Annotated in this window: 21 protein-coding genes; 6 read left to right on the forward strand and 15 right to left on the reverse strand. The window is 59.3% G+C overall.

The genetic code is table 11. The features are described from left to right. Positions 1–15 precede the first annotated feature (15 nt). Complete coding sequence (gene glmU / locus GV068_RS15210) at positions 16–1,392, forward strand: bifunctional UDP-N-acetylglucosamine diphosphorylase/glucosamine-1-phosphate N-acetyltransferase GlmU (RefSeq protein ID WP_159699382.1); 1,377 nt, start codon at positions 16–18, stop codon at positions 1,390–1,392. 113 nt (positions 1,393–1,505) lie between these two features. Here glmU and GV068_RS15215 read toward each other — a convergent pair whose 3' ends face one another. Next, positions 1,506–1,976, reverse strand: a complete 471-nt coding sequence (locus GV068_RS15215) for an Lrp/AsnC family transcriptional regulator (RefSeq protein ID WP_159699385.1) — start codon at positions 1,974–1,976, stop codon at positions 1,506–1,508. Between the two features lie 160 nt (positions 1,977–2,136). Between GV068_RS15215 and glmS the strand changes: the two genes are divergently transcribed. Beyond that, positions 2,137–3,966 (forward strand): glutamine--fructose-6-phosphate transaminase (isomerizing), encoded by a 1,830-nt coding sequence (glmS, locus tag GV068_RS15220; RefSeq protein WP_159699388.1) that lies wholly within the window; start codon positions 2,137–2,139, stop codon positions 3,964–3,966. Positions 3,967–4,230: 264 nt separating this feature from the next. Here glmS and GV068_RS15225 read toward each other — a convergent pair whose 3' ends face one another. From GV068_RS15225 to GV068_RS15245, 6 genes are all read right to left on the reverse strand, one after another. Continuing rightward, entirely contained in the window at positions 4,231–4,893 is a 663-nt protein-coding gene (locus GV068_RS15225; protein WP_159699391.1) for a hypothetical protein, read from the reverse strand. Between the two features lie 329 nt (positions 4,894–5,222). Beyond that, complete coding sequence (locus GV068_RS15230) at positions 5,223–6,863, reverse strand: DUF2235 domain-containing protein (RefSeq protein ID WP_201303295.1); 1,641 nt, start codon at positions 6,861–6,863, stop codon at positions 5,223–5,225. Between the two features lies 1 nt (position 6,864). Next, complete coding sequence (locus tag GV068_RS15235) at positions 6,865–7,284, reverse strand: DUF3304 domain-containing protein (RefSeq protein ID WP_159699394.1); 420 nt, start codon at positions 7,282–7,284, stop codon at positions 6,865–6,867. 67 nt (positions 7,285–7,351) lie between these two features. Continuing rightward, positions 7,352–8,218: a DUF4123 domain-containing protein gene (locus tag GV068_RS15240; RefSeq protein ID WP_159699397.1), complete on the reverse strand. Its 867-nt coding sequence runs from the start codon at positions 8,216–8,218 to the stop codon at positions 7,352–7,354. A gap of 9 nt (positions 8,219–8,227) precedes the next feature. Continuing rightward, on the reverse strand, positions 8,228–8,860 hold the full coding sequence (locus tag GV068_RS25425) for a DUF2345 domain-containing protein (protein WP_308637278.1): 633 nt from the start codon (positions 8,858–8,860) through the stop codon (positions 8,228–8,230). 14 nt (positions 8,861–8,874) lie between these two features. Continuing rightward, positions 8,875–11,085 (reverse strand): type VI secretion system Vgr family protein, encoded by a 2,211-nt coding sequence (locus GV068_RS15245; protein ID WP_308637280.1) that lies wholly within the window; start codon positions 11,083–11,085, stop codon positions 8,875–8,877. Between the two features lie 554 nt (positions 11,086–11,639). On the opposite strand from GV068_RS15245, the gene GV068_RS15250 reads away from it, so the two are divergent. Both GV068_RS15250 and GV068_RS15255 read left to right on the forward strand, forming a co-directional pair. Beyond that, a complete protein-coding gene (locus GV068_RS15250; RefSeq protein WP_159699400.1) occupies positions 11,640–13,193 on the forward strand; it encodes an ATPase domain-containing protein in 1,554 nt (517 codons plus the stop codon). Beyond that, positions 13,190–14,422 (forward strand): sensor histidine kinase KdpD, encoded by a 1,233-nt coding sequence (locus GV068_RS15255; RefSeq protein WP_159699403.1) that lies wholly within the window; start codon positions 13,190–13,192, stop codon positions 14,420–14,422. The genes GV068_RS15250 and GV068_RS15255 overlap by 4 nt, the downstream gene beginning before the upstream one ends. A gap of 56 nt (positions 14,423–14,478) precedes the next feature. Here the strand turns inward: GV068_RS15255 and GV068_RS15260 are convergent, their stop codons facing one another. Next, positions 14,479–15,162 (reverse strand): glutathione S-transferase family protein, encoded by a 684-nt coding sequence (locus GV068_RS15260; protein WP_159699406.1) that lies wholly within the window; start codon positions 15,160–15,162, stop codon positions 14,479–14,481. A gap of 505 nt (positions 15,163–15,667) precedes the next feature. Here GV068_RS15260 and GV068_RS15265 point away from each other — a divergent pair. Continuing rightward, the gene (locus GV068_RS15265; protein ID WP_159699409.1) at positions 15,668–16,759 is read left to right on the forward strand and encodes an NAD/NADP-dependent octopine/nopaline dehydrogenase family protein; all 1,092 of its coding nucleotides are present in this window, start codon (positions 15,668–15,670) and stop codon (positions 16,757–16,759) included. 4 nt (positions 16,760–16,763) lie between these two features. After that, entirely contained in the window at positions 16,764–18,071 is a 1,308-nt protein-coding gene (locus tag GV068_RS15270) for a hypothetical protein (protein WP_159699412.1), read from the forward strand. Between the two features lie 22 nt (positions 18,072–18,093). On the opposite strand, the gene GV068_RS15275 is transcribed toward GV068_RS15270, so the two are convergent. The 7 genes from GV068_RS15275 to tssK all read right to left on the reverse strand — a co-directional run bounded on the left by GV068_RS15275 (position 18,094) and on the right by tssK (position 26,966). Continuing rightward, positions 18,094–19,197, reverse strand: coding sequence for a hypothetical protein (locus tag GV068_RS15275; protein WP_159699415.1), 1,104 nt, complete (start codon positions 19,195–19,197; stop codon positions 18,094–18,096). Between the two features lie 306 nt (positions 19,198–19,503). Then, positions 19,504–19,767: a PAAR domain-containing protein gene (locus GV068_RS15280; protein ID WP_159699418.1), complete on the reverse strand. Its 264-nt coding sequence runs from the start codon at positions 19,765–19,767 to the stop codon at positions 19,504–19,506. A gap of 79 nt (positions 19,768–19,846) precedes the next feature. Beyond that, positions 19,847–20,368, reverse strand: a complete 522-nt coding sequence (locus tag GV068_RS15285) for a hypothetical protein (RefSeq protein ID WP_159699421.1) — start codon at positions 20,366–20,368, stop codon at positions 19,847–19,849. Positions 20,369–20,421: 53 nt separating this feature from the next. Then, positions 20,422–21,366: a hypothetical protein gene (locus GV068_RS15290; protein WP_159699424.1), complete on the reverse strand. Its 945-nt coding sequence runs from the start codon at positions 21,364–21,366 to the stop codon at positions 20,422–20,424. Continuing rightward, on the reverse strand, positions 21,353–22,762 hold the full coding sequence (locus GV068_RS15295; protein WP_159699427.1) for a hypothetical protein: 1,410 nt from the start codon (positions 22,760–22,762) through the stop codon (positions 21,353–21,355). Before GV068_RS15295 ends, GV068_RS15290 begins: the two co-directional genes overlap by 14 nt. Before the next feature lie 20 nt (positions 22,763–22,782). Beyond that, the gene (locus tag GV068_RS15300) at positions 22,783–25,629 is read right to left on the reverse strand and encodes a type VI secretion system Vgr family protein (RefSeq protein WP_159699430.1); all 2,847 of its coding nucleotides are present in this window, start codon (positions 25,627–25,629) and stop codon (positions 22,783–22,785) included. Further along, complete coding sequence (tssK, locus tag GV068_RS15305; RefSeq protein WP_159699433.1) at positions 25,626–26,966, reverse strand: type VI secretion system baseplate subunit TssK; 1,341 nt, start codon at positions 26,964–26,966, stop codon at positions 25,626–25,628. The genes GV068_RS15300 and tssK overlap by 4 nt, the downstream gene beginning before the upstream one ends. Between the last annotated feature and the right edge of the window lie 19 nt (positions 26,967–26,985).

Genomic DNA, 26,985 nt, shown 5'->3' on the forward strand with positions numbered 1-26,985 from the left:
TTTTGAGGACGGCTTATGAACGTTGTGATCCTCGCCGCCGGCATGGGAAAACGCATGCAATCCGCGCTGCCGAAAGTCTTGCATCCGCTGGCGGGGAAACCGCTGTTGCGGCATGTTATCGATACAGCGCGCAGCTTATCGCCGAGTAAATTATGCGTGATTTACGGACACGGGGGCGCAGCGGTGCCCGAGATGGTGGGCCAGCTGGCGAATGAAACCGGCGTCGCCATCGACACCGCGCTGCAGCAGCCGCAGCTCGGTACCGGGCACGCGGTGATGCAGGCCGTGCCGGAGCTGGATGAAAGCGTGCCGACCCTGGTGCTGTACGGCGATGTGCCGCTGACCACCAGCGCCTCGCTCGGCCGCCTGGTCGAGGCCGCCAGCACCGACAAGCTGGCGATCCTGACCGTGGAACAGGCCAATCCCTTCGGCCTGGGCCGCATCGTGCGCGAAAACGGCAATATCGTGCGTATCGTCGAGGAAAAGGACGCGAGCGAGGCCGAGCGCGCGATCCGCGAGATCAACAGCGGCATCATGTGCATCCCGACCGCCCATCTCAAGAAGTGGCTGGCGGCGCTGTCGAACAACAATGCCCAGGGCGAGTACTACCTGACCGACATCGTGGCGCAAGCCGTCGCGGACGGCGTGCCGGTGGTGTCGGCCTCGCCTTCCGCAGAATGGGAAGTGGCCGGCGTCAACAGCAAGGTCCAACTGGCCGAGCTCGAGCGCCGTCACCAGCTGAACATCGCCAATGCACTGCTGGAAAAGGGCGTGACCCTGATGGATCCGGCGCGCATCGATGTGCGCGGTGAACTGATTTGCGGCCGCGATGTCGTCATCGACGTCGGCTGCGTGTTCGAAGGCCGCGTCGAGTTGGCCGACGGCGTCACGGTCGGCCCGCACTGCGTGCTGGTGAACGCCAAGGTCGGCGCCGGCGTCCAGATCAAGCCCTTCTGCCACATCGAAGACGCGGTGGTTGGCGACAAGTCGCAGATTGGCCCGTATGCGCGCCTGCGCCCGGGCACCGAGCTGGGCGAGGACGTCCATGTGGGTAACTTCGTCGAGATCAAGAACAGCCAGGTTGCCGCACACAGCAAGGCCAATCACCTGGCCTACGTGGGCGACGCCACCGTCGGCTCGCGCGTGAACATTGGCGCCGGCACCATTACGTGCAACTACGACGGCGCCAACAAGTTCCGCACCGTGATCGAAGACGACGCCTTCATCGGCAGCGACAGCCAGCTGGTGGCGCCGGTTACCGTGGGCAAGGGTGCGACCTTGGGCGCAGGCACCACCCTCACCAAGGATGCCCCGGCAGGCAAGCTGACCATCTCGCGGCCCAAGCAAATGACCATCGAAGGCTGGTCGCGCCCAGTGAAAACGAAGAAGTAATCCACTGGCAATCTACAGGCTAACAACAGGAAAGACACAGGAAAAACACAGGGTAATCACATGCTTATCCTGTGGTTCTCCGTGGGCTCATCCACAAACTTATCCACAAGCCGCTATACGGCGATGCGGGTGTCGAACTTGGCGCGGTGGGTGGAGAAGTAGGCTTTGACGTTGCGCACGTTGGCGTGCGCGGTGAACAGGCGGTGGGCCAGTTCGTGGTAGGCGGGCATGTCGGCCACTTGCACCATCAGCACGAAGTCCGGGCCCGGGGTGACGCGATAGCACTGCAGCACCGCTGCTTCCTGAGCCACCAGCTGTTCGAACTCCTCCATGCGTTCGGCGGCCTGCACGTCGAGCGTGATCTCGACGATGGCGGTCAAGCGCGCGCCGACCTTGTCCGGATCGACGATCGCGACCTGGCGCTGGATGACACCGCTGTCGGTGAGCTGTTTAACCCGGCGCAAACAAGTGGGCGGCGACACGTGGACGAGTTCAGCCAATTCGGCATTCGTATGCGATGCATCAGTCTGCAATGCACTCAGGATGCGACGATCGAGCTCGTCGAGAGGTAGTTGTTCTGACATTGTTTGAAATAAATGATAAAAATTCGACTTCTTTTGAAAGAATATTTCATGCGTTTTGCGTGATGAAATAATCTATCAAAATAAGCTGAATTCTGAAAGCTTATTTCAGGCTAGTTGCTCTACGATAGGTTTTATTGCAAATCTTTAAACGAGGTCAAACATGTGCGGTATCGTCGGTGCAGTCGCCAAGCGCAACATCACGCCAGTCCTGATCGAGGGCCTGAAACGCCTCGAGTATCGTGGTTATGATTCCTGCGGCGTGGCAGTCCACCTGGACGGCAAGCTGACCCGCTCGCGCAGCACCTCGCGCGTGGCCGACCTGGAAACCCAGGTGCGCGAAGCCCACCTCGACGGTTTCACCGGCATCGCCCACACCCGCTGGGCCACCCACGGCGCCCCGGCTTCGCACAATGCCCACCCGCACTTCTCGCCAAACGAGAGCAATGCCCGCATCGCACTTGTCCACAACGGCATCATCGAGAACCACGACGAGCTGCGCAGCGAACTGAAGGGCCTCGGCTACGAATTCACCAGCCAGACCGACACCGAAGTCATCGCCCACCTGGTCGACCACATGTACAACGGCGACCTGTTCGACACCGTCCAGCAGGCCGTCAAGCGCCTGCACGGCGCCTATGCGATCGCCGTGTTCTCGCGCGAAGAACCGCACCGCGTGGTCGCCGCGCGCCAAGGTTCGCCGCTGATCGTCGGCGTCGGCGAGAGCGAGAACTTCGTCGCTTCGGACGCGATGGCGCTGGCCGGCACCACCAACCAGATCATTTACCTGGAAGAAGGCGACGTGGTCGACCTGCAGCTGGCGCGCTATTGGATCGTCGACAGCGAAGGCCGTTCGGTCGAGCGCGAAGTGAAAACCGTGCACGCCCACACCGGCGCGGCCGAGCTGGGCCCGTATCGCCACTACATGCAGAAGGAAATCTTCGAGCAGCCGCGCGTCATCGGCGACACCTTGGAGGGCGTGACGGGCATCATGCCGGAACTGTTCGGCGACGGCGCCTACGGCGTGTTTAAGGAAATCGACCGCGTGCTGATCCTGGCCTGCGGCACCAGCTACTACGCCGGCCTGACCGCGAAGTACTGGATCGAATGCATCGCCAAGGTCCCGGTCAACGTCGAGATCGCCAGCGAATACCGCTACCGCGACAGCGTGCCGCATCCGCAGACCCTGGTCGTGACCATTTCGCAGTCCGGCGAGACGGCCGACACCCTGGCCGCGCTCAAGCACGCGCGCAGCCTCGGTATGCCGCACACCCTGACCATCTGCAACGTCTCCACCAGCGCCATGGTGCGCGAGTGCAAGCTGGCCTACATCACCCGCGCCGGCGTCGAAGTCGGCGTGGCCTCGACCAAGGCCTTCACCACCCAGCTGGCCGCGCTGTTCCTGCTGACCCTGACCCTGGCGCAAGTAAATGGCCGCCTGACCGACGCGGAAGAAGCCGAGCACCTGAAGATGATGCGCCACCTGCCGGTCGCGCTGTCCTCGGTGCTGGCGCTGGAGCCGCAGATCATCGCCTGGGCCGAAGAATTCGCACGTAAGGAAAACGCCTTGTTCCTGGGTCGCGGCATGCATTACCCGATCGCGCTGGAAGGCGCGCTGAAGCTCAAGGAAATCTCGTACATCCACGCCGAAGCCTACCCGGCAGGCGAGCTGAAGCACGGCCCGCTGGCGCTGGTGACCGAAGAGATGCCGGTGGTCACGATCGCCCCGAACGATGCGCTGCTGGAAAAGCTGAAGTCGAACATGCAGGAAGTGCGCGCCCGTGGTGGCCAACTGTATGTGTTCGCCGACGTCGACTCGCGCATCACCTCGGGCGAAGGCCTGCACGTGATCCGCCTGCCGGAGCACTACGGCGACCTGTCGCCGATCCTGCACGTGGCCGCACTGCAGCTGCTCGCTTACCACACCGCGCTGGCGCGCGGCACCGACGTGGACAAGCCGCGCAACCTGGCGAAGTCGGTGACGGTGGAATAAGCGCCGCTGCCTCGACTTTCAACATGACAAGGTCAAATTATGTCTGTCAAACTTAAATTATGTTTGTCAACGATGGACTAAGTTTGTCAAATTTCCACAGATAATGTGATAGTTTGAAAGCCTTGTCGTTAGAAGCTTAAGGTTACTAGGTCGTGTTCTTATGCATTATTCCGAGAACACGGCCAAGGTTAGGAGGGGGCATTGGACCACACTATGGCTGCGTCAGCGCATTCTAATACCTGACTCAAGCTCACCGAGCGCTCTTCATCTAAACATGGCGTAGAGCGTGATTAGAATGTAGACAAGGGGGGCAACCCACAGAAGGCTATGTGCAAGCACCATGCGCGGCGCCACTGCGAAAAACCTGTCCCTTAGTCGTTTGACCAGCATGCCGAGGATGAATGCCGCGGCCGCTGACATCAGACTCACAATCGCCATCATGGCGCGGCCCATGCTACAACCGCCTTCGAAGTTCGACTCGCAAGGAGCGTAGGCCTTGGCTGCCAGATACACTGTCAGTACGGTGAATACCGAGTAGACAACGCTGATGAGGATCGTGATCCGTATCAGGGCAGGCGACTGCGGCTCCAGCCGATTCTGTCCCAACACCGCTGTACTGTCTTCGAGCGGCGGCGACGATACGCCGGTGATGTGCAACGTACCAATTTTTCGCGTGCCACGGTAAGCGTCGACTTCGCGCCCAACGCACAAGGATGGCAGCATTGGGTCCGGCCGAACAAACGTCAGCAGAACACGGGTCGATCGGCCGGGCATGAGCCAAGCCACATCGAGCAACTCGTGACGCGCATGACCGAGCCGTTCGTCATTAACCTTGTAATGCAGCTCGGTGACATCCTCGACGGGATCGCCTGCATTTTCGTTGAGATGGAAGAGACCTTCGAGGTACTTGCCTTTGGCATTTTTCATCGGTCGTGGTTTCCTGGATGCATCGTCACTACGAGAACCTGAACATGTACGAATTGCCCGCACACATTGTTGTGTCTGATCAGTAAGCCGCTAAATGTTCGGCTCACGGCAGGCTGATTAGCCGATCGGTCTTGGTCACCGCGCCACGCCCAACACGCCAACATAGCGGGATGGGCGATGGTGCAGGCCCTGAAATCTCCGCAGCGTCGCTAGGAAGAGGAAGAACTCCGCTAATATTGCTCATCCAAGGCTCGCTGGGCAGATTGCAAAAAGTCCGGACTACATGTCCGGACTTTTTTATGGCCCTGTGTCGCAACCGTGTTTAGCTTCTAGTCATTTCCCTTAAAAATCTTTCGGAACTTAAGAATTCCTAGTCCGTTAATCTTGTATTCGTTGGTGAAATCGCCCCCCATTTCGATGAAGCCAGCCATCGAATCATGTACATAATTTCCTAAAAATTCTTCAATTGCCGGACTCAAGCTCTGTGGATTTATGGCATCTGCCATCGTGTAGAGATGCTGTAATTGCTTAGCTTCTGGCCCCTCCAGTCGGACCGCACTTGGAGACTTCCGATGCTTCGCAATCGCGTCGGCAAAGTTGAACTTCTCGTCCGACGGCGGAATCGGATAGGCGGACAGGTGCCGCATGCGATCGTTGAACGTATCCGTTGTCACCTTGATAAATCCTTTATGCTTTGCCGTGGCGCGTTGATAGAAGGGCAAAGAGCCGATGGCATTGCGGTACTTGTACCGATAACTCAAGTACAGGCCCATGTGTTGCTGGTGCATTTTCTCTACCGGTCCCGCGGCGATGTTCGCGGCCTCGACGTATGCATTGAAATCGGCTACTGTCTTTGGCGCGACCGTTAGATCTGCCTGAAACTGCGCCGGCAATTGATCCCAACTAAAGACCGGCACTCCTGCGGTCCGCGCTTCGTTATACATTTGCGCTCCAGGAATCCTGGCCATCTCGTTCGCGTTTTCCGGCGCAATGCCGAGTGCGTTTGGTGCGTAGCCTCCCCCGAGATCAGAGTGCGCACCCGGGTACATTACTTCCTTTGCATTATCCGGATAAACGCCGCCTATCCGTACGGAATCCAGGGGAAATGCGGCACGCACTTCGTGCCCGGCTACAAAATGAACGCATTGTTCGACAGCGGGATGGATCTGCATATTGTTATCCGCCCAAGACTGGTGCCCCTCCGCACCTGAATCGCCGAGTGAATTCGGAATGCCAACCGAGGCAACCGTATCGAATATGCCAAGAAAATTCAACCGGATCGGCATGCCGGCAAACTCCCATCCGTCCCCGACCTTTTTGCACACCTCGAACAGCCAGTTGACGAAGGCTCTCGCTTCTGCCGCCCCACGGGAAAAGCCAAAAACTGACAAATTGATGAGCTCTATTTGCGGCTTTTTTCCCTTGAGATTGGATGCGAGGACTTCCTGCCAATGCTGCAAGCCCTTGCGCCGCATGTAACCGGTATTCGTGATCGACGCCATGTTGTTAGAAATGCGAGCTGACATCTCCTCGTCCAACAGGATGCTGTTGAGTACATATCGCTGTGGAGCATTTAACAGACGTGTGAACGCCCATATGATTCTATTCTCCCCATTCCAGGCGAAGGGTCCGCCAAAAACGTGCCCCGAATCGCCGATCTCGGGAAACGGTGTTCCGACGCCAGGGATGTAATGCTTGAAGTATCCGTCTTTATTTTGGTCAGGATAAGTATTAAAAAGCTTCACCACATTGCTGTGCTTGCGTTCCGAGGGTGTCGGTTTTTTGTAATCTGCAATCAGGTTGTTCCCGGTACCATCAAAAAATATTCCAATATTCAGCTGTCCCGTACAGGAAGGATTTCCCCTGTTTGCTAGCGTACAATTTGACGCTTTTGCCCTTTGCATGATCTCCTTAGGAGTGAGTTTTCGAAGACCATTTGCCGGAAAGGGTTGGGGGGAAAGTGTCGCCATGCTAGTTTGGCCTAGGATAGGGGTAGTCGGGATGACCTTCCATTTTCGAGGTCACAAGAACTTTGACGCTATCGTCAGGATAGAAATGGACCGCAAAGGCACCCATGTCTTCTTTTGTGTACTCTGGTATTTCCACAACCCGTTCTTTCCATAAATCAGGAACACGATCGTCTGCAGTCCATCGGACGGTGACCTTCATGCCGGCATGCCATTTGCGTGGAATGGTAATGCAACATACGAAGGCTCCACCGCCCCCGTTTGGTGAAATTCCATGCCCCCCGTACTCATTGACGGAAAATGTCGTTATCCAGGCGTCCGTATAATTCAATCCCGACAACTCAAGGCTGGCCTTGTCTGACTCCGAACATGCGGCAATGGTCAATGCAAGCAGCAAAGCTGATATCCAGGATTTCGTGTTCATGACAACTCCATCAGTGTTCTGGCGCGCTTCGCTTTGGAAACACCGTTCTCCCACCTGTGTTGCCGGCCTAGTCGACAAAATTCGCCAATTCGTTGATCAGACTTCCTGCTGTCCACTGAGAGCGCAACAACATGTCACTTAAATTTGGATCCCTCAAACCTTTCCCATCATTCAGAAGTGCCAGATAAGCCAGCGCGACGACGTCAGGAAACGCCTGAACCTTGTGGCTCTGCGCATATGAGCACGAGGCGACTACCCTGTCGTAGATCGCTGCGCGACTTCCCTCAGGAAGCGCCTCAGGGTTGCTCTCCGCGGTTGCGTCAAGAACGGCATCGGCTTCGCCATTGCTCACCAAGCGCGCAAACTCGGCACGCGATAGTTGAAACCCGCCTATTAACGGCGCTCGGTTGGGATTGAGCGGCAGCGCTTGCGGTATGCCGTCGCGTCCGATCACGATCCAGTCCGATAGCAAGCAGGTCATGCCGTCCCAATACGCCCGCCGTAGGGCATGCGGAAGGCCAGCCAGCACGCGCGTGTCTGCGAAGCGAAGAAGAAACTCCTGGTCATCGTCCGTCATCGCGTTGGCGAACAGCCGGAAGTTCTCGTTGATGGACGATGCCAATGCGGAGGTGCCGATAAAGCTCAGCATCGGTCTTTCCTTCCTGTGCCGGACTAGGTTGGCCAGTTCCACCCTCAGTTGCGCTTCATCGTGTGCTGTCAGCACGATCAGGAAGGGTGACGCCCCAAGCAGGTCCGACAGGCCATCGCAGTCATAGAGGGGATAATGTTCGTTCGGCAAAGAAGGGCCGGGTCGCCCATGGTCAAATGCGTCGTCCACCAAGGCGAGCCAGTTGCGTTCAGGGTGCGCCCTCATTTTTTCGATCAGGGCTGTGCACACAGTCGCGGTATGGGAAGCGTCAGATGCGAAGTACATTCATCCACCTCACTTAAGCGACAGGGCACTGCCTGTCTTCAGCGCCTTTAGCAGGCATTCGATGCAGACGTCTCGTGGCAGGCGCGGAAGCGGATAGTCCAGCTTGGCGGGACCGATAAAGCTCTTCTTCCCTGCGTGGACCTTGATTTTTCCTAGGCACTGGACGGTAATATTCCCGCCTTCGATCGTGATGTTGGCGCCGCTGGCAGTCGATAGTCGGATGCTTTTCGCGGCAGCCCAGTCGGTGTGGCCGTTCGCGCTGATCACGTTGACCTCATCGCGCGCCTGGATGCTCGCGGTGTCGCGCACCGTCTGGAAGTCGTTCGCATCTTTTGCAGCGATCAGCTGCAAGCCGACGTTATTTTCCCCCGCCTTCATGGCGCCGCCGAGGATGCCGATGGCCTGGCCCGTATGCAGCCGCATCTGGCCGCCGGTGACGAATTGGATGTCTTGGTCGCTCAGGATCGTCGCCGTTTCCCCGTTGGCCAATTGCACGCTTTGGCCGGCACTCGCCTCAAGGCCTGCCTGGGCGGAGATCGCGATGATGGCGTCGCTCGTGTGCGGCAGCTTGCCTGCAGCAGGGCTGGTCAGCTTGTCCGCCGCATCAGCTTTGGCTGACTCGATATCTTGAGCGCTGACCATTCCCGATGCTGCGGTCAGCAATGCTTGGAAAGGGCTGCTGTGGCATTGAGCAGGCTCCCTCCCTGTGCCTGCGTACCGGCGTGGGACGCGAGGGCGACGGTCTGGTGCGTGGTGGCGGCATTGCTGAGCACCACGCCCAGTTTGTTACCCTGCTTCAGCAGCGCGACCCCTGCCTCGTTGTCACCCACTGGATCGCGCGCGTCCGCGTGATGGTGAATCTTGTAGCTGGTCATGCGCAAGCCGGCACCGGCGCGGATGGCGCCGTAGGCATCGGTGCGCAACTCTGCACCGCTGCCACGGAAACTGCCCCGATAGTTATCGGCGGCGTGAATTAGATGGCCTAGATTCAGTTCGCTGGCAGCGTACGATCTCTTGAGTTGTACTCGCCCCTGTGCATCGGTGTCATCGAACAAGAGCTGGTTGTATCCCGAGCCGCCAAACTCTTTGCTCCGCACCCCCCACTGGGCCCCGCCATTATGGTGGCCTGCGCTGTCGCCGGAAGCGCCGTGCCACACCGGGCTGTTGCCGCCCGCGAGATTGCCTTGTGCTGAAGGCGCATGGTCATGTGCCGTAGCGAAGCAAGAAATGTCGTTCTCCCGGTCTCGGCGCCCTCCTGGTGTTCGCACAACGCCGCCTTCGCCCTGCCCGTTATACAAAGCGCCGACAATAATCGGGCGGTCGATATCGCCTTCCAGGAACTTCACCAGAACTTCAGTTCCAATACGCGGCAAGAACTGAAAGCCCATGCCACCGCCGGCGGATCGTTGCGCTACACGAACCCAGCAGCTTGCTGTGCATTCCTGCCAATGGAAGCGAATCCGCACGCGGCCAAGCTGGTCACAATACAACTCATCGGCGCCGTTGGGGCTGTCGTTGCCATCGGTGCCAATGACGATTGCGGTTTGCGAGTCGAGCGCGGTAGGGCGGGTACGGCTTCGTCCATCGGTGCCGGGCAACTGTGGGCGCCAGATGACGTCAGCTTTTATCGCTTCAAAGGAGTTTGCATACCCGGTTTTCCTGGCCTGCTCGACTGCTAGCGAAAAATCGGCCGGCTCGTTGTAGCGAACGATTTCTTGCAGCAATTCCGGGATGGGGCCGAACAGTTCCGCTAATGCGTGCCGTGCCGGCGGCGGCATATTGTTCACGCCGACGCTAACCACGCGAAGCACCGTGAATGCGGGCGCATCGCCGAGGTGCTTCAAAGGGGTGTCGAGAACCGTCAAACGTGTACCGGCTCGCAGGGTACGCAAGGTTGAGTTGCCGCTCCACATTTGCGTGCGTGCTTCACGTTCTTGCATTTGAATATCTGCGTAGCGTCGGGCCTGATCGGGAGTGGCGAAAGCATATTGTCCAGGCACGTCGAACGACTCAAGAGGTGGTAGCCTTCTGGCGTTTTGCAGGAGAGACGGCGAGCTCGCGGCTGTCACTTTCTTCGTTTTATAGTCATAACTGAGCACTGTAGATAGGGATGCACCCAAGGAACGTTTCATCCGTAACGTCTGCACAGTATCCTGGCCTTCGCAAGCATGCGCACCGTGAAATCGGATACCACCGCAGGCTTCGCTACTGGGATCTTCTGGAATTGCCGTTAGTTGAGTGCTGTTTGCGAACAGCACAGCAGTCAACCCGTCCTCGCCCTGCTCAAAACGCCAGGCGAGGCCTTCCTCGGTCAACAACCTTTGGACGAAGTCCAAGTCAGACTCCCGGTACTGGCAGCAGTAGCTGCGCGGCACCGCGTCGGCCATGAAGGACCTCACCTCGTCACTCCAACGCCATCGTGCCGGCGGCAAATACGACTTGAATACCGAGTCGATGATGTCAATGATGGTCGTGTCCTGCCATACCCGGCAGTTGCGCACTTGGCTCAAACGCCACAGCCATGGAGAAAGCCGCAAGCGATAGCGCGCAAATCCAACGTCGCTGCCCAGCATCGCAATCTCGGTGACGTCGCCTGAAAAACAGATGCGGCTGCCACTGGCCAGGGTCACTTCCAGGGCAGCGTGTTGTCCGAGCAGCGGTTCGAGCGGAACATGTGCATTGGTTGACACCACAATGACATCACGGCCACCGATGCCATGCACCTCCTCGTCTGCGGCAAAAGCTTCGACTAGCAGGCCCCCTGAAAGGTTGGTGATGTCGTCACGAAAGGTGAGTGCGTACAGTCGAGTTGCACTGGAAAACTGCGTTAATGCGGTAGTGATCTGTGCAGTCAGGGCTATGCTCATACATGCCATTAGTTGAGGTAAACCAGGGCTGGACTTCTGACGGTAGAGTTCGTCGCGTGCTCGGGGTGCACTCCGGCAACCTGAACAGGTTACGAGCTTGCCTGCGCACATTGTTGTTCCTGATCAATCGGCCACTGAAATGTTCGGCTCGTGGCAGGCTAACTAGTGACTGGGTTTAGACCACCGCGCCAGGTCCAACACCGCCAACGTCGCGGGACAGGCGATGGCGAGGACCTGAAATTATCCGTAGCGTCGGTGGGAATAGGGAGAATTTTCCCTAATATTTGTCGCTTAAGGTTCAACAACAAGAACGACCCATCCGGGTCGTTTTTTGTTTTATGGCATGCCCCTGAGCGTACAGATAAGGATGAGCACCACACCTAGAATAGTTCAAGGATGGCGTTCGCCCCACGCCCATGCCGCCGGCACTGGCATTCAGCTGTAAACCATCTAGTCTACAAACCGGGACCGCCATTGCGCGTGTCAAATTATCGTGCTGAGGGAACGGTTCGCTACCACATGTTAAGCTGTACAACTATTCTAAAGGCAGGCCAATGAACGCGTTAGTAAGAACCGGCATCGCCGGGCTCGACGAGGTACTGCACGGCGGCATTCCCCGCAATAACAACCTGATCGTGGAAGGGCCGCCCGGCTCGGGAAAAACCACATTCGGACTGGGCTTCATCTACCACGGCGCACTGGACTACGACGAACCGGGCGCCATCGTTTCCTTCGAACTCGATCCGGCCAAGCTGCTGCGCGACGCAGCCGGCTTCAATTGGGACCTGCAGGGCCTGATCGACCAGGGCCGGATCAAGATCATCCAGACCAGCCCGGCCGTGCTGCTGAGCGAATTCCGCAGCGAGGACGGCGCCTTCGCCGCCGCCCTCGTCGAGATGGGCGCCAAACGCCTCCTGATCGACGGCCTGACGCCGCTGCGCCTGTATGCGGAGATCAACGACCAGCCCTTCCGCGAAGACGTGCACCTGCTGATCGAAGGCCTGACGCGCCTGGGCGTGACTACCATGGTGACGGCCGAGCGCGACGAAACCCTGTCCGGCGTGCTGGCGCACGAACGCTTCGTCTTCGACACCATCATCTCGCTGTCGCGCGAGCAGGCGCGGCGGCGCGAGAGCCGGCGCCTGACCGTCATGAAGTCGCGCGGCCAGGAGTACATCGGCGGCGATCACACCATGCGCATCGAACCGCAGGTCGGCGTGCACGTGTACCGCCGCGCCCAGTCGCGCCCGGTGGCCTCGCCCAACCAGCCGACCTCGGAACAGCGTCTGTCGACCGGTTCGCCGGCCATCGACAAGATGATGGACGGCGGCATCTACCAGGGCTCGGTGACCCTGGTGAGCGGCATTTCAGGCACCGGCAAGACGGTGCTGAGCGTCCAGTTCCTGACCAATGTCGTCGCTTCCGGGCGCAAGGGACTCCTGGTGAGCCTGGACGAGCATCCCGCCCAGCTGATCCGCAACGCCAGGTCGCTCGGCTTCGACCTGCAGAGTCTGGTCGATGCGGGCCAGCTGTTCATCCACTACGAGTCGCCGCTGGAGCTCGAGCTGGACGTGCACTTCGACCGCATCGTCAAGCTGGTGGAGCAGGAAGGCATCGACTGCGTCGTGTTCGACTCGATTGCGGTGTATGAAATGACGAGCCGCAACGAAGTCGCCGACTACCTGTATGCCCTGGCCAGCTTCTTCAAGAACCGGCTGGCGACCACCCTGTTCAACTATGAGAGTCCGGAGCTGCTGGGCGTGTCGCAGATCAGCGAGGAACTCAAGGGTTCGCACCTGGTCGACAACATCATCCTGCTCAACTACGTCGAGATTTCCACCGTGCTGCGTCGGGCGCTCGCCGTGCCGAAGGTGCGCGGCAGCCGCAACCAGCAAATCACACGCGAATACACGATCGGCACGGGCGGGCTGCTGCTGCTCGACGAAACCGAGAGCGATACCAAGGCCGTGCCGCAACTGCCGTTCTCGTCGTATTACGGCCTGCTGTCGCGTTCCCCTTCGCGCCAGAGCCCTGCAGTCGAGGAAGCGCTCGCCAGCGGCGCTCCCTTGCCGGACTCGCCGCGCCTACCGCCCGAACCGAACCAGTGATCAAGGCCGAACTGCCGGACACAACGCCAGTCGACTGGGACGACTGGTGCACGCCGCTGCGGCAGTTCACGGAAGCGACGGGCCTCGTCACGTCCGCCTACGACACTGCGGGCGTGCGCCGCATCGGCCCCCTGGTGGGATCGCGCCTGGCCAAGTTGCTGGCCGAGCGCTCGCGCCTGTGGGCCGAGGACGGTCCCGGCACGGCGCTCGAACGCGGCCTGGCGCAGACTGCCTGCGCGCAGCGCAGCCCGGCCTCGGCCCAGTTCGAGGGCTTCCGGCTGTGCGCGCAGCCGCTGCTGCTGCGCGGCGAGGTGTATGGCGTACTGGTGTTCGGCTGGCGCTTCGCCGATTTCAGCTCGCCGCTGGCCTGCGAGCGCATCGCCAAGCAGATCGGCGTGGCCGGGCACTTGCTGTGGAACGAGGCGCGCCTGGACGCGCCCGTATCGGAACAGCGCATGGGCACCTACGCGGCCCTGTTGGGCACCCTGTCGAGCACCCTCGACCGCCAGCGCGAAACCATCGACGACCTGACGCGCGTGAATCGCACACGCGAGCTGTTCCTGGCCACCGTTTCGCACGAGATGCGCACGCCGCTCTCGGCCCTGTCGATGCGCATCGAACTGATGTTGCGCACCATTCCCGACCTGCCGCAGCAAGCGGTCAGCGGCCTTGAAGCCATGCGCGTGCACGTGCGCCAGGAGGCCGGCATGGTCGACGACCTGATCGATGCGGCGCGTACCCTGACGGGGCAGATGTCAATCACGCGCACGCCGGCTGTGCTGGGCCAGATTCTGCGCGACGCCATCTCGACGGTGGAAACCCATGCGCACGCCAAGCGCATCCGGATGCAGGTTACGCCCAGCGACTATGGCGACCACATCCGCCTTGAGGCCGACGGGCGGCGCCTGCAGCAAGTGATCTGGAACCTGCTGTTCAATGCCGTGAAATTCACGCCGCCCGAAGGCCTTATCCGGATCGAGCTGCGCAGGCTGGACGGCATGGTCGAGATCGACATCATCGATTCCGGCCAGGGGATCGAAGCGGATGACTTGCCGCACGTGTTCGGCGCCTTCCGGCTGCAGCAACACGACAACGCCACCGGCCTGGGCCTCGGCCTGTACATTGCACGCCGCATCGTCGAGCTGCATGCCGGCACGCTCAGCGTCAGCAGCGCGGGACGCGGCAAGGGCGCGACCTTCGCCATCAGGCTGCCGGTCGCATCGACGTGAATGTTGTGACAAGTGTGCCCGCGTGCTGCGCCGACGAGCAAGGCAGGCGATGTTTTTCAGGCGCGACCGTTACCTGCCGGAACAGACTCCTTGCGCGTATTCAGCGCCAACTGCGCCGCAAAGGCGCGCTGGTAGGCCGGCCGCCCTTCTCCGCGGGCAACGTAAGCCGCAATCGTCGGGTACTCGTCCAGCAGGCCCGATGCCCGCAGCCTGAGCAGTACCGACACCATCATCAAATCACCCACGCTGAAAGCGCCGTCGAGCCAGTCGGCATCGCCCAGCCGTGTGGATAACTCGCCCAGCCGCTGGCGGATGCGGTCCTTGACGAGCGGCATCCGCTGCTCGCACCAGGGCTTGTCGCCCTCCAGAATCTTCGCCGTCTGGAGATCGAGGATCGGCGGCTCGATCGTGTTGAGCGCCGCGAACATCCATGTAATCGCACGGGCCCGTGCATCCGCATCATGCGGCAGCAGGACTTCGTGCTGCTGCGCGATATGGAGCACGATCGCGCCCGATTCGAACAGGACCAAGTCGCCTTCCTCATAAGTCGGAACCTGCCCGAAGGGATGCAGTGCGCGATGCGCCGCCTGCTTCATCGCGGCAAAGGAGACGAGGCGCACCTCGTAGGCCTGGCCCGCCTCTTCAAGCGCCCAGCGCACGCGGGTGTCGCGTGCGAGTCCCTTGCCGCCGTCGGGCGAGCGTTCGAACGCGGTGATGGTGGGAATAGTCGGCTGGGTCATGTGTTTTCCTGTGTTGGGTGAGCGGCGCTTTCTGGTATTCCTTCGACGATTGTGGGCAGTGCATATCGACATATGGAGAGGTAGTTACAGCCAGCTCATCAATTGTGAAAATTGTAACAAAATGTATGAGTAAATGCAGTGTTTACGCATGCCTCAACAGCCGCTCTAACACAGCAATTCGCCCGCAAAGACAGGCGATTCTCCCTCTTACATGTTCCCTTTTTTGCGGGGTCTTTCGGGGCGGAATTGGTTTGACTTCCAACTTGAACAAACTTATCTTAATTTCATCGATGAGCAGCCTAGGATGGTGCTCGTTTGATAATTTTCAATTCGTGCGGTGACGTGGAGAGGCACTGTGTGCTCTCCCGGGAAGCGTTTGCGCGACCTTCGATGACACCCTGTTGCCGCCTTTGATGAACCTGATGACCGGGCTGCCCGCCTTCTAAGCGGAGCCTGGCACTGACGCTCGTCGCGTCGTGCCAATGGCCGGTCGAATGGAGGACGCATGAATGTGTTAATGGTAGGTGCAGGCAATGCCGGGTGTGCGCTTGGCGCGATCCTGGCACAGGATGGGCACCGGGTCGTTTTGCTGAAAACTTCGCACTCGCTGCACGACCAGAATTTCGATACCGTACGCGAGACCCGCACGATCAAGCTCATCAGCAATCCGAAAGGGGGCGAGACCAGCACCGTGACGATCGCCCTGGCCACCCGCGATGTCGGCGAAGCCTTCGCCGTGGCGCCGGACGCGATCATCATCACCACCCAGACGCAATGCCATGCCGAGATCGCCGAGCTGATCGGTCCCTACCTGAAATCGCACCAGCTGGTCCTGCTGGCGCCGGGCTACATGGGTTCCTGCTACTTCCTGCCCTACCAGCAAAAAGAAGGCTTCCTGCTGGCGGAAGGCGAAAGCCTGCCCTATGACGCGCGCATCCTCGAGCCGGGCGTCGTCAACGTCCTGTTCCGCAACACGCGCAATGCGCTGGCCTTCTTGCCGCGCGAGCGCGCCGCCGAGGGCCTGGAACGCGCCGCACGCCTGTTCCCGACCTATGTCGCGACGCGCAGCAACGTGGTCGAGTCGGCCATGCACAATCCGAACCTGATCGTGCACACCATCGGCACCCTGCTGTCGGCCAGCCGCATCGAACATTCGGAGGGCGAATTCTGGATGTACCGCGAAGCCTTCACCCCTTCGGTGCTGAACCTGCTATACAAGCTCGACGCGGAAAAGAACGCCGTCATCGCGGCCACCGGCGGTAAGCCTTCGCCCTACTTCGACGAGTGCAAGTTCCGTAACGAAGAAGACCTGTCGCAACCTTCGATTTCCGTGTTCCGGCGCTATGCGCGCGAAGGCGGCCCGAAGGGACCGGCCACCCTGCAGACCCGTTTCATCACCGAGGACGTGCCGATGGGCTTGGCGCTGCTGTCCTCGATCGGACGCCTGATGGGCGTGCCGACGCCGACCGCCGACGCGCTGATCGTCATCGCCAGCGGCCTGCTGGACCGCGACTTCCTGGCGGAGGCGCGCACGTTGGAACGGCTGGGGCTGGGCGACAAGTCGCCGGCAGAACTCAACCGCATTCTGAACGGGTGACGACGTGAGCATCCACGACCTGCTCGCCAAACCCTACTACGCCTGGCGCCGCTACATCCCAAGCCGCGTCCTGTACCACCCCGACTTCTTCAGCGTGCTCGATACGCTGTCGCAGGACCAGGCCGCCATCGCGGCGCACGCCCAGCAACGCCTGCGCAAGATCCTCGTCCATGCTCTCGAGCACGTGCCCTACTACGGGCGCAGCGTGAAGCTGAGCATCGAGGAAGCGAAGAACGAACCCCTGCACGAGGTGCTGGCTGCCTTCCCTTACCTGGCCAAGGAAGAAGTGATGTCGCAGCAGCGCGACTTCCTCGACCGCCGGCTGGATCCGGAGAAGCTGATGTACGCCACCAGCGGCGGCTCGTCCGGGCAGGGTATCGGCCTGTGGCGCACCAAACGCCTGGCGGACATCGAAAAAGCCTTCTTTACGCACGAGTGGGGCAAGCTCGGCTTCTCGTTCGACAAGTCGCGCATCCTGCGCATCGGCGCCGACGCGCGCCGCCTGGCGCACGAAGAACCGGTGCGCGTGGTCGGCAACCGCCTGATGCTGTCGCCCTACCACGTGCATGGGCAGCATAAGGCGGCCATCATCGAGGCCATCAACCGGTTCCGACCCGAGTACGTGCATGGCTACCCGAGTTCGGTGTCCGCGCTGGCAGAACTGGTCGAGTCAAGCGAGCTCGACGTGCAGGTGAAAGCCGTGCTGCTGGCCTCGGAACCAGCCACCCCGGCGCAGCTGGCATCGATTCGCCGGCTGTTCCGTTCGCCGGTCTCGCTGAACTATGGCCTGTCGGAACGGACCAACCTGGCTTTCCTCCAGGTCAACGACAGCGGCACCTCGGACTACCAGTTCCAGCCCCTCTACGGCTATAACGAAAACCGCATGGATGGCGACCGTCCCGAGATCGTTGGTACCTCGCTGTGGAATGATGTGATGCCGCTGATCCGCTATCGGACCAATGATTACGGACTGATCGATGCGAATGGCCGCTGTGCCGGCATCGACGGTCGCGGCCACGAATACCTGGTCGACCGCAGCGGCAAGCGTATTCCTGGACTGTCGATCGTGATCGACGAGGTGACCTGGGACTTCGTGCGCCTGTACCAGGTGCGGCAGAAGAAGGCGGGGGAAATCACGCTGGCCGTGGTGCCGCGCCATGGCAGCCTGAACGACGAACAGCGCGCCTTCGTGCTGGGCGCCCAGCAGCGCCGCTGGGGTGGCTTCTTCGACATCTCGCTGCAGGAAGAGAACGACATCCCGCTGGCGCCGAACGGCAAACGCAAGCTGGTGGTCAACTCGCTCGAGGGTTGACTGTTACTCGCCCCGCGGCGATTTATGCCGGGGGCCGCACCAGGGCGACGCTGCGTAGAATCGGATCTTCGTTGCCGACGCAGAGCACGGGCGCGCCGCGCTCGAGCGCATAGTGCCGCGCCAGCGCGAGCACCGTCACGAAGGGCACGGCGCCGCAGCTGCCGCTGCCGAGGCCGATGCGAACGATGTCATCGGCAGCATCGACTTGCGGAATCGCCGGGGCGCTCAGGCCCATCAGCTCGAGTACGCGGTTGGGCCGATGTGCGGTGTCGGCGACGATCATATTGATCTGCGAGATATCCACAGCCGCTTCCTTGCGCACCTGTTCCACCATTTCCAGCAGCCGGGTCGAGTCGGCGCGGCGCGTCTCATCGGCCGAGCTGTCACGCCGCCGTTCGCTGATGGGACCCAGCAGCGCGAATTCGGCGCTACAGGATTGCGCCAGCTGCAGGTCCGTCAACAGCAATCCAGCTGCGCCTTCTCCTGGAATCCGGCCGCGCGCTTGGGAGGACGTGAACAGGGCCGACTGCGCAGCCAAGCGGTCGACGCTTTCCTGTCCGATCAGCGACGCGCAGGCGATGACGAGTGCTACTTGCCGTGTCCCGGCTGCTGGCTTGGTTGGCATCATTTGCGCCAGTAGTGCGGAGGGCGAGACCTGATCCTGATCGGGCCTGTCCGTAGTGATGATGCTCGCTTCCGGCCAGCCATACTGGCTCACGGTATGCTTGAACCACATTGTGACCGCACGCCGAATTTCGATAGCCCAGTCATGCGGCAACATCAGCGTGAGCTGTAGTGTGGGCGGAGCTCCCTCCGATGGCATCAAATCGCCGGCCGCCAGGCTCCCAAGCTCAGCCGCCACCGCAGTTCCCAGCGTGAGCGCGCGCCATTGCTCGTCCGATAAGCGAACTTGCAGGCCATGGCCCTCCATCCAATCGGCAATCTCATCCTGCAGCATGTCGTCATGCGCATCCTCACTGCGCGCGCTCATGACCGGAAATCCATAGTCGTCGACAAGTTCCTTGTCCAGATCCGCACGCGCTTCGTTATCCGCAATGGCGCTGGCTAGCTCGTCTGCTGAGCTGCCATGTGGAGAACGCAATGCCGTCGCGACGATTGCAAGCAAGGGCGCCGCCACTACGGCATCGGTTCGCGCTGCGGACGAGACGGGCTTTGAGGTAGTAGCTGGAATAGACGCGGCACGGGCCATAACGGCTTTCTGACTACCCCATAAGGCGAACAATATGCCCACGGGTAGAAAGAGCAGGCCGAGTGCCAGCTCGCCTGTCCCAGGATCTCGTCCAGTCCGGTGCCAATACCAAAGTGCGATTGCCCAGCAGACGACAAAGGTAGTGATGACGACCGCGGCTATTTTGAACCAGTCGGCAGACAAGCGTGCCGGTGTTGTTGTAGTTGTTGTCATGTCAGTCGCTTAGATGTTGTCGATCGTTGCCTGCTGACCGGCGATCAAAGTAGCGCCGCATGCGGTCTTATCTCCGTGACGTGCCGCAGGTTTGCCGTCGATGATGAGCGTTGAGTCGCCGCTGACGATCGGATTGGAACCATGTTTCGGACATATGGTCTTGTCGCCCATACGGGCAATGCCAACTCCACCCGTATCGCTGTGTGGAGAAGCTTCCACGACCGAACCGCCGTGAGACGTTTTATCGCCGAGCCTGATCAATGGACCTGCCATAAACCCTCCAGAAAAGATACTAACCTTTTTTTAAAAATGTTTTATGGATGTAGCTCCGTACAAATTCACCAGAATTTAATCAATCACATGCCTGTCCAGCTTCCACGAGTTTCCATTTACCTCGTGAAAACTCGAATACACGCTCTTCAACACATGCTTCATTCGGAAAATAATGCAATTTAATAGTGTTATGTAATACAACGATACTGGCGCTCCTTGCTCGTCCCTGTGCCAGAACCGTTTGAATAAACTGCGTGGTAGCAGTAACTGTACCAGTATCAGGCCGTGGATCCCCAGTTCCTTCGGCTTCAACTTTTATCTTTGATTTTGTTGACTTCAGAATTTCACTTACATTGGCATTTGTCGAGGGAGCGCAAAGGAGTATTTCTAATAGGCGCCATGCTTCACTCTTGTTTGGAACTTTCTCTTTATATAAACTATGTTGAAGATTCATCTTTTCTGCTGGACTGCATGAGTTTGAATCCTCATGGCCTTGAACAGAAACAGATATCTCTTCTTTTTCTTGGCCTCTTGCGTTAAGAGAAAATGAAAGTGAAATTATAAATAAGAAACTGGATGCTAATAATTCAGCAGTTTTCATAACAATTTAGATAGCTCGAGCGAATGTTGGAAGCCGACTCTTGAGTTGAATCTCTATTGGACATCGTCCCATTGCCAAATTGTTCGGCCATACATCGAATTTAAAGAAGGTAGTACCTGTCCTTCGATAAAACGTCTGCGTGAATCTGGATGTGCAGGCGTAAAGTAGAAACCTGTTTTCGGACATTTTTCACCTTCTGCGACCCTGAACGAATGGTTAGTCCGGCCAGGATTTGCATCAGATGTACGAATATCATCACTGTGTTCTATTAAATACCAGGTGCACTCTGTTTCTTTGAAAATTTTTTGTTCATCATATTTTTCTCCCGTTCTCGGGTCGAGGAGGTCTTCAGTTCCTATCCACACCTTCGTTAGAGGAGCCATTTCGTGATGATTGCCCAAAAATTGCGCGCAACAGTTCTCCACATCTGGCACGTATATTCCGGTAACCCTTGTTTGTTCGCCAGAGCGAACATGTACACTTTTATTCACTCGATAAGTGGAGGGCGATGACAGCACCGAGAATTCTTCGAATTCTTCAGCGTGCGAGGAAAGTTCGATGGAATCCCACCAGGCGTGTTCAGTTATCGAGATGTTATGTGCCATGGTCATGGCACGATACATCTTGTCATCATATATTTTTTGGTCTTTTTTGTTCATCCAATCTGGACTGTAATCCAATTGGCCTTTAAAGTCGCTTCTCACGTTATCCGAATAGCCCAGTGCATCTGAGTCACCATGGGTCAGTAAAATAAAAGCTTTATTCAGCTGTTCTAACGTGGATCGAAAGTTCGGTAGAACTCGGTGGCCCCAGACGATGTCCGCTTGGTCAGGTAGAGATCTAGAGCGATAATTGGGTGCCAATTTGGTCATGTACGCTTCGAGACATGACTCAGTATGGATGATCATTTCCTCCCACTTATCACGCATACTTCCAAAGTAATGCGGCGATGAGAATAATTCCAATAGTTTTATTTCTTTATCGTCAAATTTTGGCATTTGATTTCTCTTCTACAAAATTATTTTTTAACGTTGGTACGCCGATCATGTCATTTTGGGTGCCGAGTTCGTCATACTTCCAGTTAGTACGCATACGTTTGCTGACATGAGATTTTTCCAATTTTGATGGATCTATCACCAGTTGGGTGGCCCCGCCCTCCAGAACATATTTGGAGTCTTTCATCCTTTGCGAAGCGGTTACTCCTTCCCATACATTTAACCCAGGACCATCCGGTACGGTGTATGTAATATATTCTCCATTCGCATTCCAGTTTGGCCACACTGCAAACCGCTTTCGCCAGTCCGACTTGGACTTCAATTTAAGGAATTCTTCCTCACGCATCCAGCAGATGCTATTATCTTTTGAAGTAGGATCGACAATACGGTACAGCTTGGTTTTTGGTGGAATGATTGAGGGTTTTATTGAATGGAACGTGTCGAAAGCGTTTACGTTAGGCCAATCTTTCTTAGGTGATGGCCGTCTGGTCAACGCAGGAAATGGTTCAATTCCTGTATCGCTTACCCAATCTGGTTTCCCGTGCTTTTTGTATGCCTCAACCTCTTCAGCGGGAGAAGAAATTTTCTTGAAGGCATGCGGATTCACATTGTTAAGGTAAGCACGGTGTGCCATGTCCGCATCAACTTCCAATCGCCGTGCTGTGCAAAGCAGATAGTCTTTGATGGGTTTAAGCGCATTTGCCAGATGACGATCGGCTCCCTGCCTAACCGAGTCAATGCTGCTGATTAAATTCTGCGCCTTCTTGGAAATTCCGGTGCTTCCCCATCTTTGGACAAGACCCAACACGCTTTGGGCTGCGCCCACTGCTTCATTTAATGCGGACTTGAGTGCTGAAACATTGAGCTTGGCTGCGACCTGATTGATCTCTTTAGCCAGCGTCCGATACGGATTGTCCCATTTGAGCGCGACCAGCGTTTTCGCCACTTCTGGCCTTGCCAAAAATTTGTTCAGCTGTGCTATTGAGGCACCCACACAGATATCTAGACGAGGTGTGAGGCCACTAGCGGACGCTCCTTTCCTGCAGGCTGCAAACATCACTTTCAAACAACCTTTAAGAAGCGAACCGAGGGCAGGAAACAATCCGATCAAGGTGAGAACGAGAGAGATCCACGGCCAAGAATTGTCCGACTCGTCGTCGTTGATCTTCTTGCAGTTCGCTACCAGATCGCGTATGTCGCAGATCTGGTCGACGAAAGGAATCATCGAAATGATTGTTCCTGTAGCGATTTGGGCTGTACTCGCGTTGTCGTTGAAGTCGCCTTGAAGTACTTCCCAGATCCATTGAGCTGCTGCCTCGAGATTCTTTCTGCCGCTTTCGAGCCATCCAGCCGGGGCCGATGTAAACCAGGCAAGCGCATTTTCGAAGTCGTCGTTCATTCGTGTGAACTCTCGCGTGGCTACGAACGGTTGAAAAATTGTTCCGCTTTTCCAACCACTTCACTTAGCGTTGGCCATGGCTTGTCCTTCAAGGGCTGGCGTTCTTCGTATTCGACGTTTACTGGTTTGGGCGGAACATTCTCGTGACGCGCATTGCCGTCCTTGTCGAGCTTCCCGCTAATGACCACGCCGTCTTCAAACTTGATCTTGTAGCCGACGTCAGCCATGGGATGGCCATTGGCATCGCGGTAGTTCACTGCAATGAAATTGCTGACCTCGGTGACTGAAGTAGGTAGGTGCGGAAGTTCGGCTGAAGTACTCTCGCCCTTATCAAACAGGTGCTGTCCCCCCTTCACCGAAAACGTCCCTGGACACGCAAACGTAATATCCCCACCCTCCAGCGTGATCGACGACTCCCCCGCCTGCAGCACAATCTTTTCCTTGGCTTTGATCTCGATACAGTCGTTCACTGAGATCACCGTGATCTCCTTGTCCGCCAGGATTTCCAGCTGATCCGTATGCGCCTGCAGCGACACCGGCCCGTTCGCTGCAATCGCCTGGATCCCGCCCGCGTGCGTAAACAAGCTGGTCGCCCCGCCCGAAACGGATGAGAAGGTATGCCCCGCCGTCATGTGCATGTCCGATTGCGTGGTCCAGTGCAGATGCTTCCCGGCGTACAGGACGGTCGACGCCGGCGTCGCCCAATTGATGCTGGCCGCCGAATCCATCAGCACGATCGGTGAGCCGAACTTTTCCACAGGCTGCGAGTTATCTAGTTCGCGCGACCCCGGCTTGGCCTTGAACGCCGGCTGGCCATTCACCGGCCCCTCATACTTGCCTTTCGCCTGCGGATCGATCTGCTCGATGAACTCCTCCTGCGCCTTGGCCGCCTCCTTGCTGAACAGCGCCTGCTGCGCCGTCGCCGCGTCCCCCAGCTTGGCCGTCAACTCCTGCGCACTCTTGAACTGCGCCACGGCCTCCGCCACATCCATCTGCGTTGAGGTGACGCTGCTTCCAATGGCAGGACGGGCCCGCGTCGACAGCAGCACACCCTCACCACCCCGGATCACACCCCAGGCATCGGTGCGCAGTTCGAACCCGCTCCCGCGGTAAGCGCCGCGCTGCGAGGTGCCAGGCTCTTGATGAATCAGATAACCGAGATTGAGTTGCGTCGCACCGACACTGGTGGCCAGGCGCATGCGCAGCTGTCCGGTCGTGTCATCGATCTGCCACTGGTTGTAGCCGCTGCCATCGAAATTGCGGGTGTGGATCCCCGACAGCGCACCCGGATGATTGGCGCCCGAATCCACGCCCGCCGAAAATGGCGGCAGGTCCGCGCCGTTGTACAGCTGCGCCACGATGACGGGCCGGTCGATATCGCCTTCGATGAAGTCGACCAGGACCTCGGTGCCGATACGCGGCGTGAACACCGTCCCCCAATTCGGCCCTGCTAGCGCCTCAGCCACGCGCACCCAGGTCCCTGAGGTCTCGTTACCCGGCGCGCAGCCTTGGTCGTCCGTGTTGTGCGCCATCCCGCCCGCGTTCGGCCTTGCACCCCGCTGCCACGCAAACTGCACCCGCACCTGATGATCGCGGTTGGTGGTCGACACCGCATCCGCCAGGCCGACGACGAGCGCACACTGCGGGCCCGGCGCCGTGGTCCGGTGCGGCGCCGCCGTCAGGGCCGGCGCCAGCGGCACGACATCGCGCACACAGGTGAACACATTGCGATACGCGCCGTTGTCGACCGCCGCCGATGCCCCTGCGATCCCGGTCTGGAAGTTATTGCGCGCCTCGTGCCGCACCGACAGCAGCTTGAAGGCATTCTCGCCTTCCGGATAACGGTCGTGCTGGCTCAAGTAGAAGGCGTACCCCGCCGCCAGCCTGCGCACTGCGCCGCTCCCTTCGAACAGCTTGTTCCCCAACTCCAGCGCCTGCAGCATCAACTCGCTGTGGGTGTCCGCGGCGCAGCGCTCGGTGGCGATGCGTTCGCCACTGCCATCGAAGACCTGCAAGGAAGGCAGCTCACCCGCATCGAGCGTAGACGCATGTTCATACCCAGGCGCCAGCAGGGCCGCCGGGTCCCAGCTGCTGATCGTGACGGCATTCGCGCGTACGCTGCGGCGCGCCCGGAAGCCATCGATCGCATCATCCTGCTCGGTCGCCCGCACACCGTGGAAGCGGATCATTTCACCACCCGGGACGGCAGGGGCCAGCGCCCGGCTGTCGAACACCACCAGCCGGTGCTTCGCCTGCCCGTGCACACCGTCCTCGCCATCCTCGGCCTGGTCATGCTCGAAACGCCAGTTCAGCCCTTCCGATGCCAGCAGGCGCGTGAAGAAATCCAGGTCGCTCTCGCGGTACTGGGTGCAGACCGCGCGCGGCAGCAGCTCCTGCGTGATGTCGAAATCGAAACGCACCTGTGGATAATCCGCGAGTAATTCACAGACGATCTCGCGCACGTTCTTGTCCTGGAAAATGTAGCTGTCGCGGCGCAGTGCCAGCATGGCGAGGGCCGGTTCGAGCCGCAGGCGGTAGCGCGCCACGCCGCCGTCCGCACCCAGCCAGGACGCCGCCGTGCACAGGCCGTGCCACATGCGCCGGCTGCCGTCGGGCTGCAGCAGCCCGATGGTGAGTTCCTCGCCGATGAACAAACCCAGGTCGAGATCGGTCGAGGTGCTGAGCGCATCGACGCCGAAGCCGAACAGTTCATTGACCGCTTCGCTCCCGCCAAAGCTTTCGGCCACCAGCGACTCGGGCAGGCCGCTATCCTGGGCGCTGGCCAAGGTGATAAGGCGCGCATGCTGGCTCAGACCCGTGCCGAACACGCCCAGGGCCGCGCCAAGGGCCGCAAAATCCGGCTTCATGCAGCGACGGCCAGCAGCTCCAGCCGCAGTTCCTTCATGCCGGCCGGGACGTAAATCGAGATCGATTGGGCCTTGAGCATGCGCTCGTACATCGGCCCTTTCGCCTCCAGGACGAAGTAGCAGGTCTCCGGTCGCACCGGTACGGCCGCGGGTAACTGCGGCGCATACTGCAGGCGCACGCCGGGCAGCGCCGACAGCACGAATTTCTCGACGTCGTCAGGCGCCCCCACTTTGAAGCGCAGCGGCACCACATCGACCAGCTCCACCGCGGGAATCGCCGCCGACACGGCGATGTAGAAGGTGGTCTTCTCGTCGATCTTGCCCGAGTCGAGCGCGCCGATGTGGTAGGACGGCCGCACTTCGCTAAGCGCGATCGCGAAGTATTTGGACGAGATCACCGTGTCGAGCAGCTCGCGGATGATCGCGTGCAGCTTGCTGAACGAGGGTCCCGAATCATGGTGCTGGTAGGGCGGCAGGTCGCCCAAGGTCCAGCTCTTGGAAAAGGTCATCAGCCCGCCCGCGAGGTCGAGCAGCTGTTCGTACAGGCGTTCCGGGTGCAGCGCCGGATGGTGGAAGTGGTGGCTCAAGGTCGCATACGCGGAACTGGCCGTGTGCAGCAGCCAGAACGAGGACATGTCGCCCGAGCGGAACTCCACCACGTTGCGGCTTGGCTCGCGCTGGTGCCCGTACAGCGCGGCGGTCTTGGCTTGCAGCGCGTCGAGCAGGCGGCGCAGCTGCTGGAACAGCACCGGCGCGGCGCCCACCGACAGCGTCGGCGCCACGAAGCTCTCGTCGACCTCGAAGCCGCCGGTGGCGGCGCGCCGCAGCCGCAGCAGCGGGAAGTGGATGTAGGAGTCGCGCGGCTCGGCTTCCGACACCAGCCGCACCGCCTTCTTCAGGTAGGCCAGCTGCACCGGCGCCGCCTGGGTGTAGAGGTCGGGCGTGTCCTGGTTGGCCTGCACGAAGCGCGCCGTGTTGTTTGCCTGGCCGGGCGGCGCGAAGTTGCCGCTGAAGGGCTTCAGTCCGGGCAGCGCGATGTAATAGGTGACGGTCTGGGTCGATGGCGGCAGCAGGCTCAGGTCCACGGTCTCGGGCAGGGCGTCGATCTCGGGCGCATCGACCAGCTCGCCGTCCTGGAAGCGCACCGACAGCGCCAGCAGGCGCAGCACGCTGTTGGCCAGCGCCTCGCGGTCGACCTGCAAGGCCTCCACCCCCCAAGCATAGGGATGCACGGCCTTGATGCTCTTCTGCAGGCATTGCTCGTGGTAGTGGTCTTGCCGCTGGAAGTGCTGGGGACGCAAAAGCAAGCCTTCGCCCCAAAGTACTTTGCTGGTCATGTCTGCCTTCCCTCAAGGT

Source organism: Massilia sp. 9I (assembly GCF_902506415.1).
Lineage (GTDB): Bacteria > Pseudomonadota > Gammaproteobacteria > Burkholderiales > Burkholderiaceae_D > Telluria.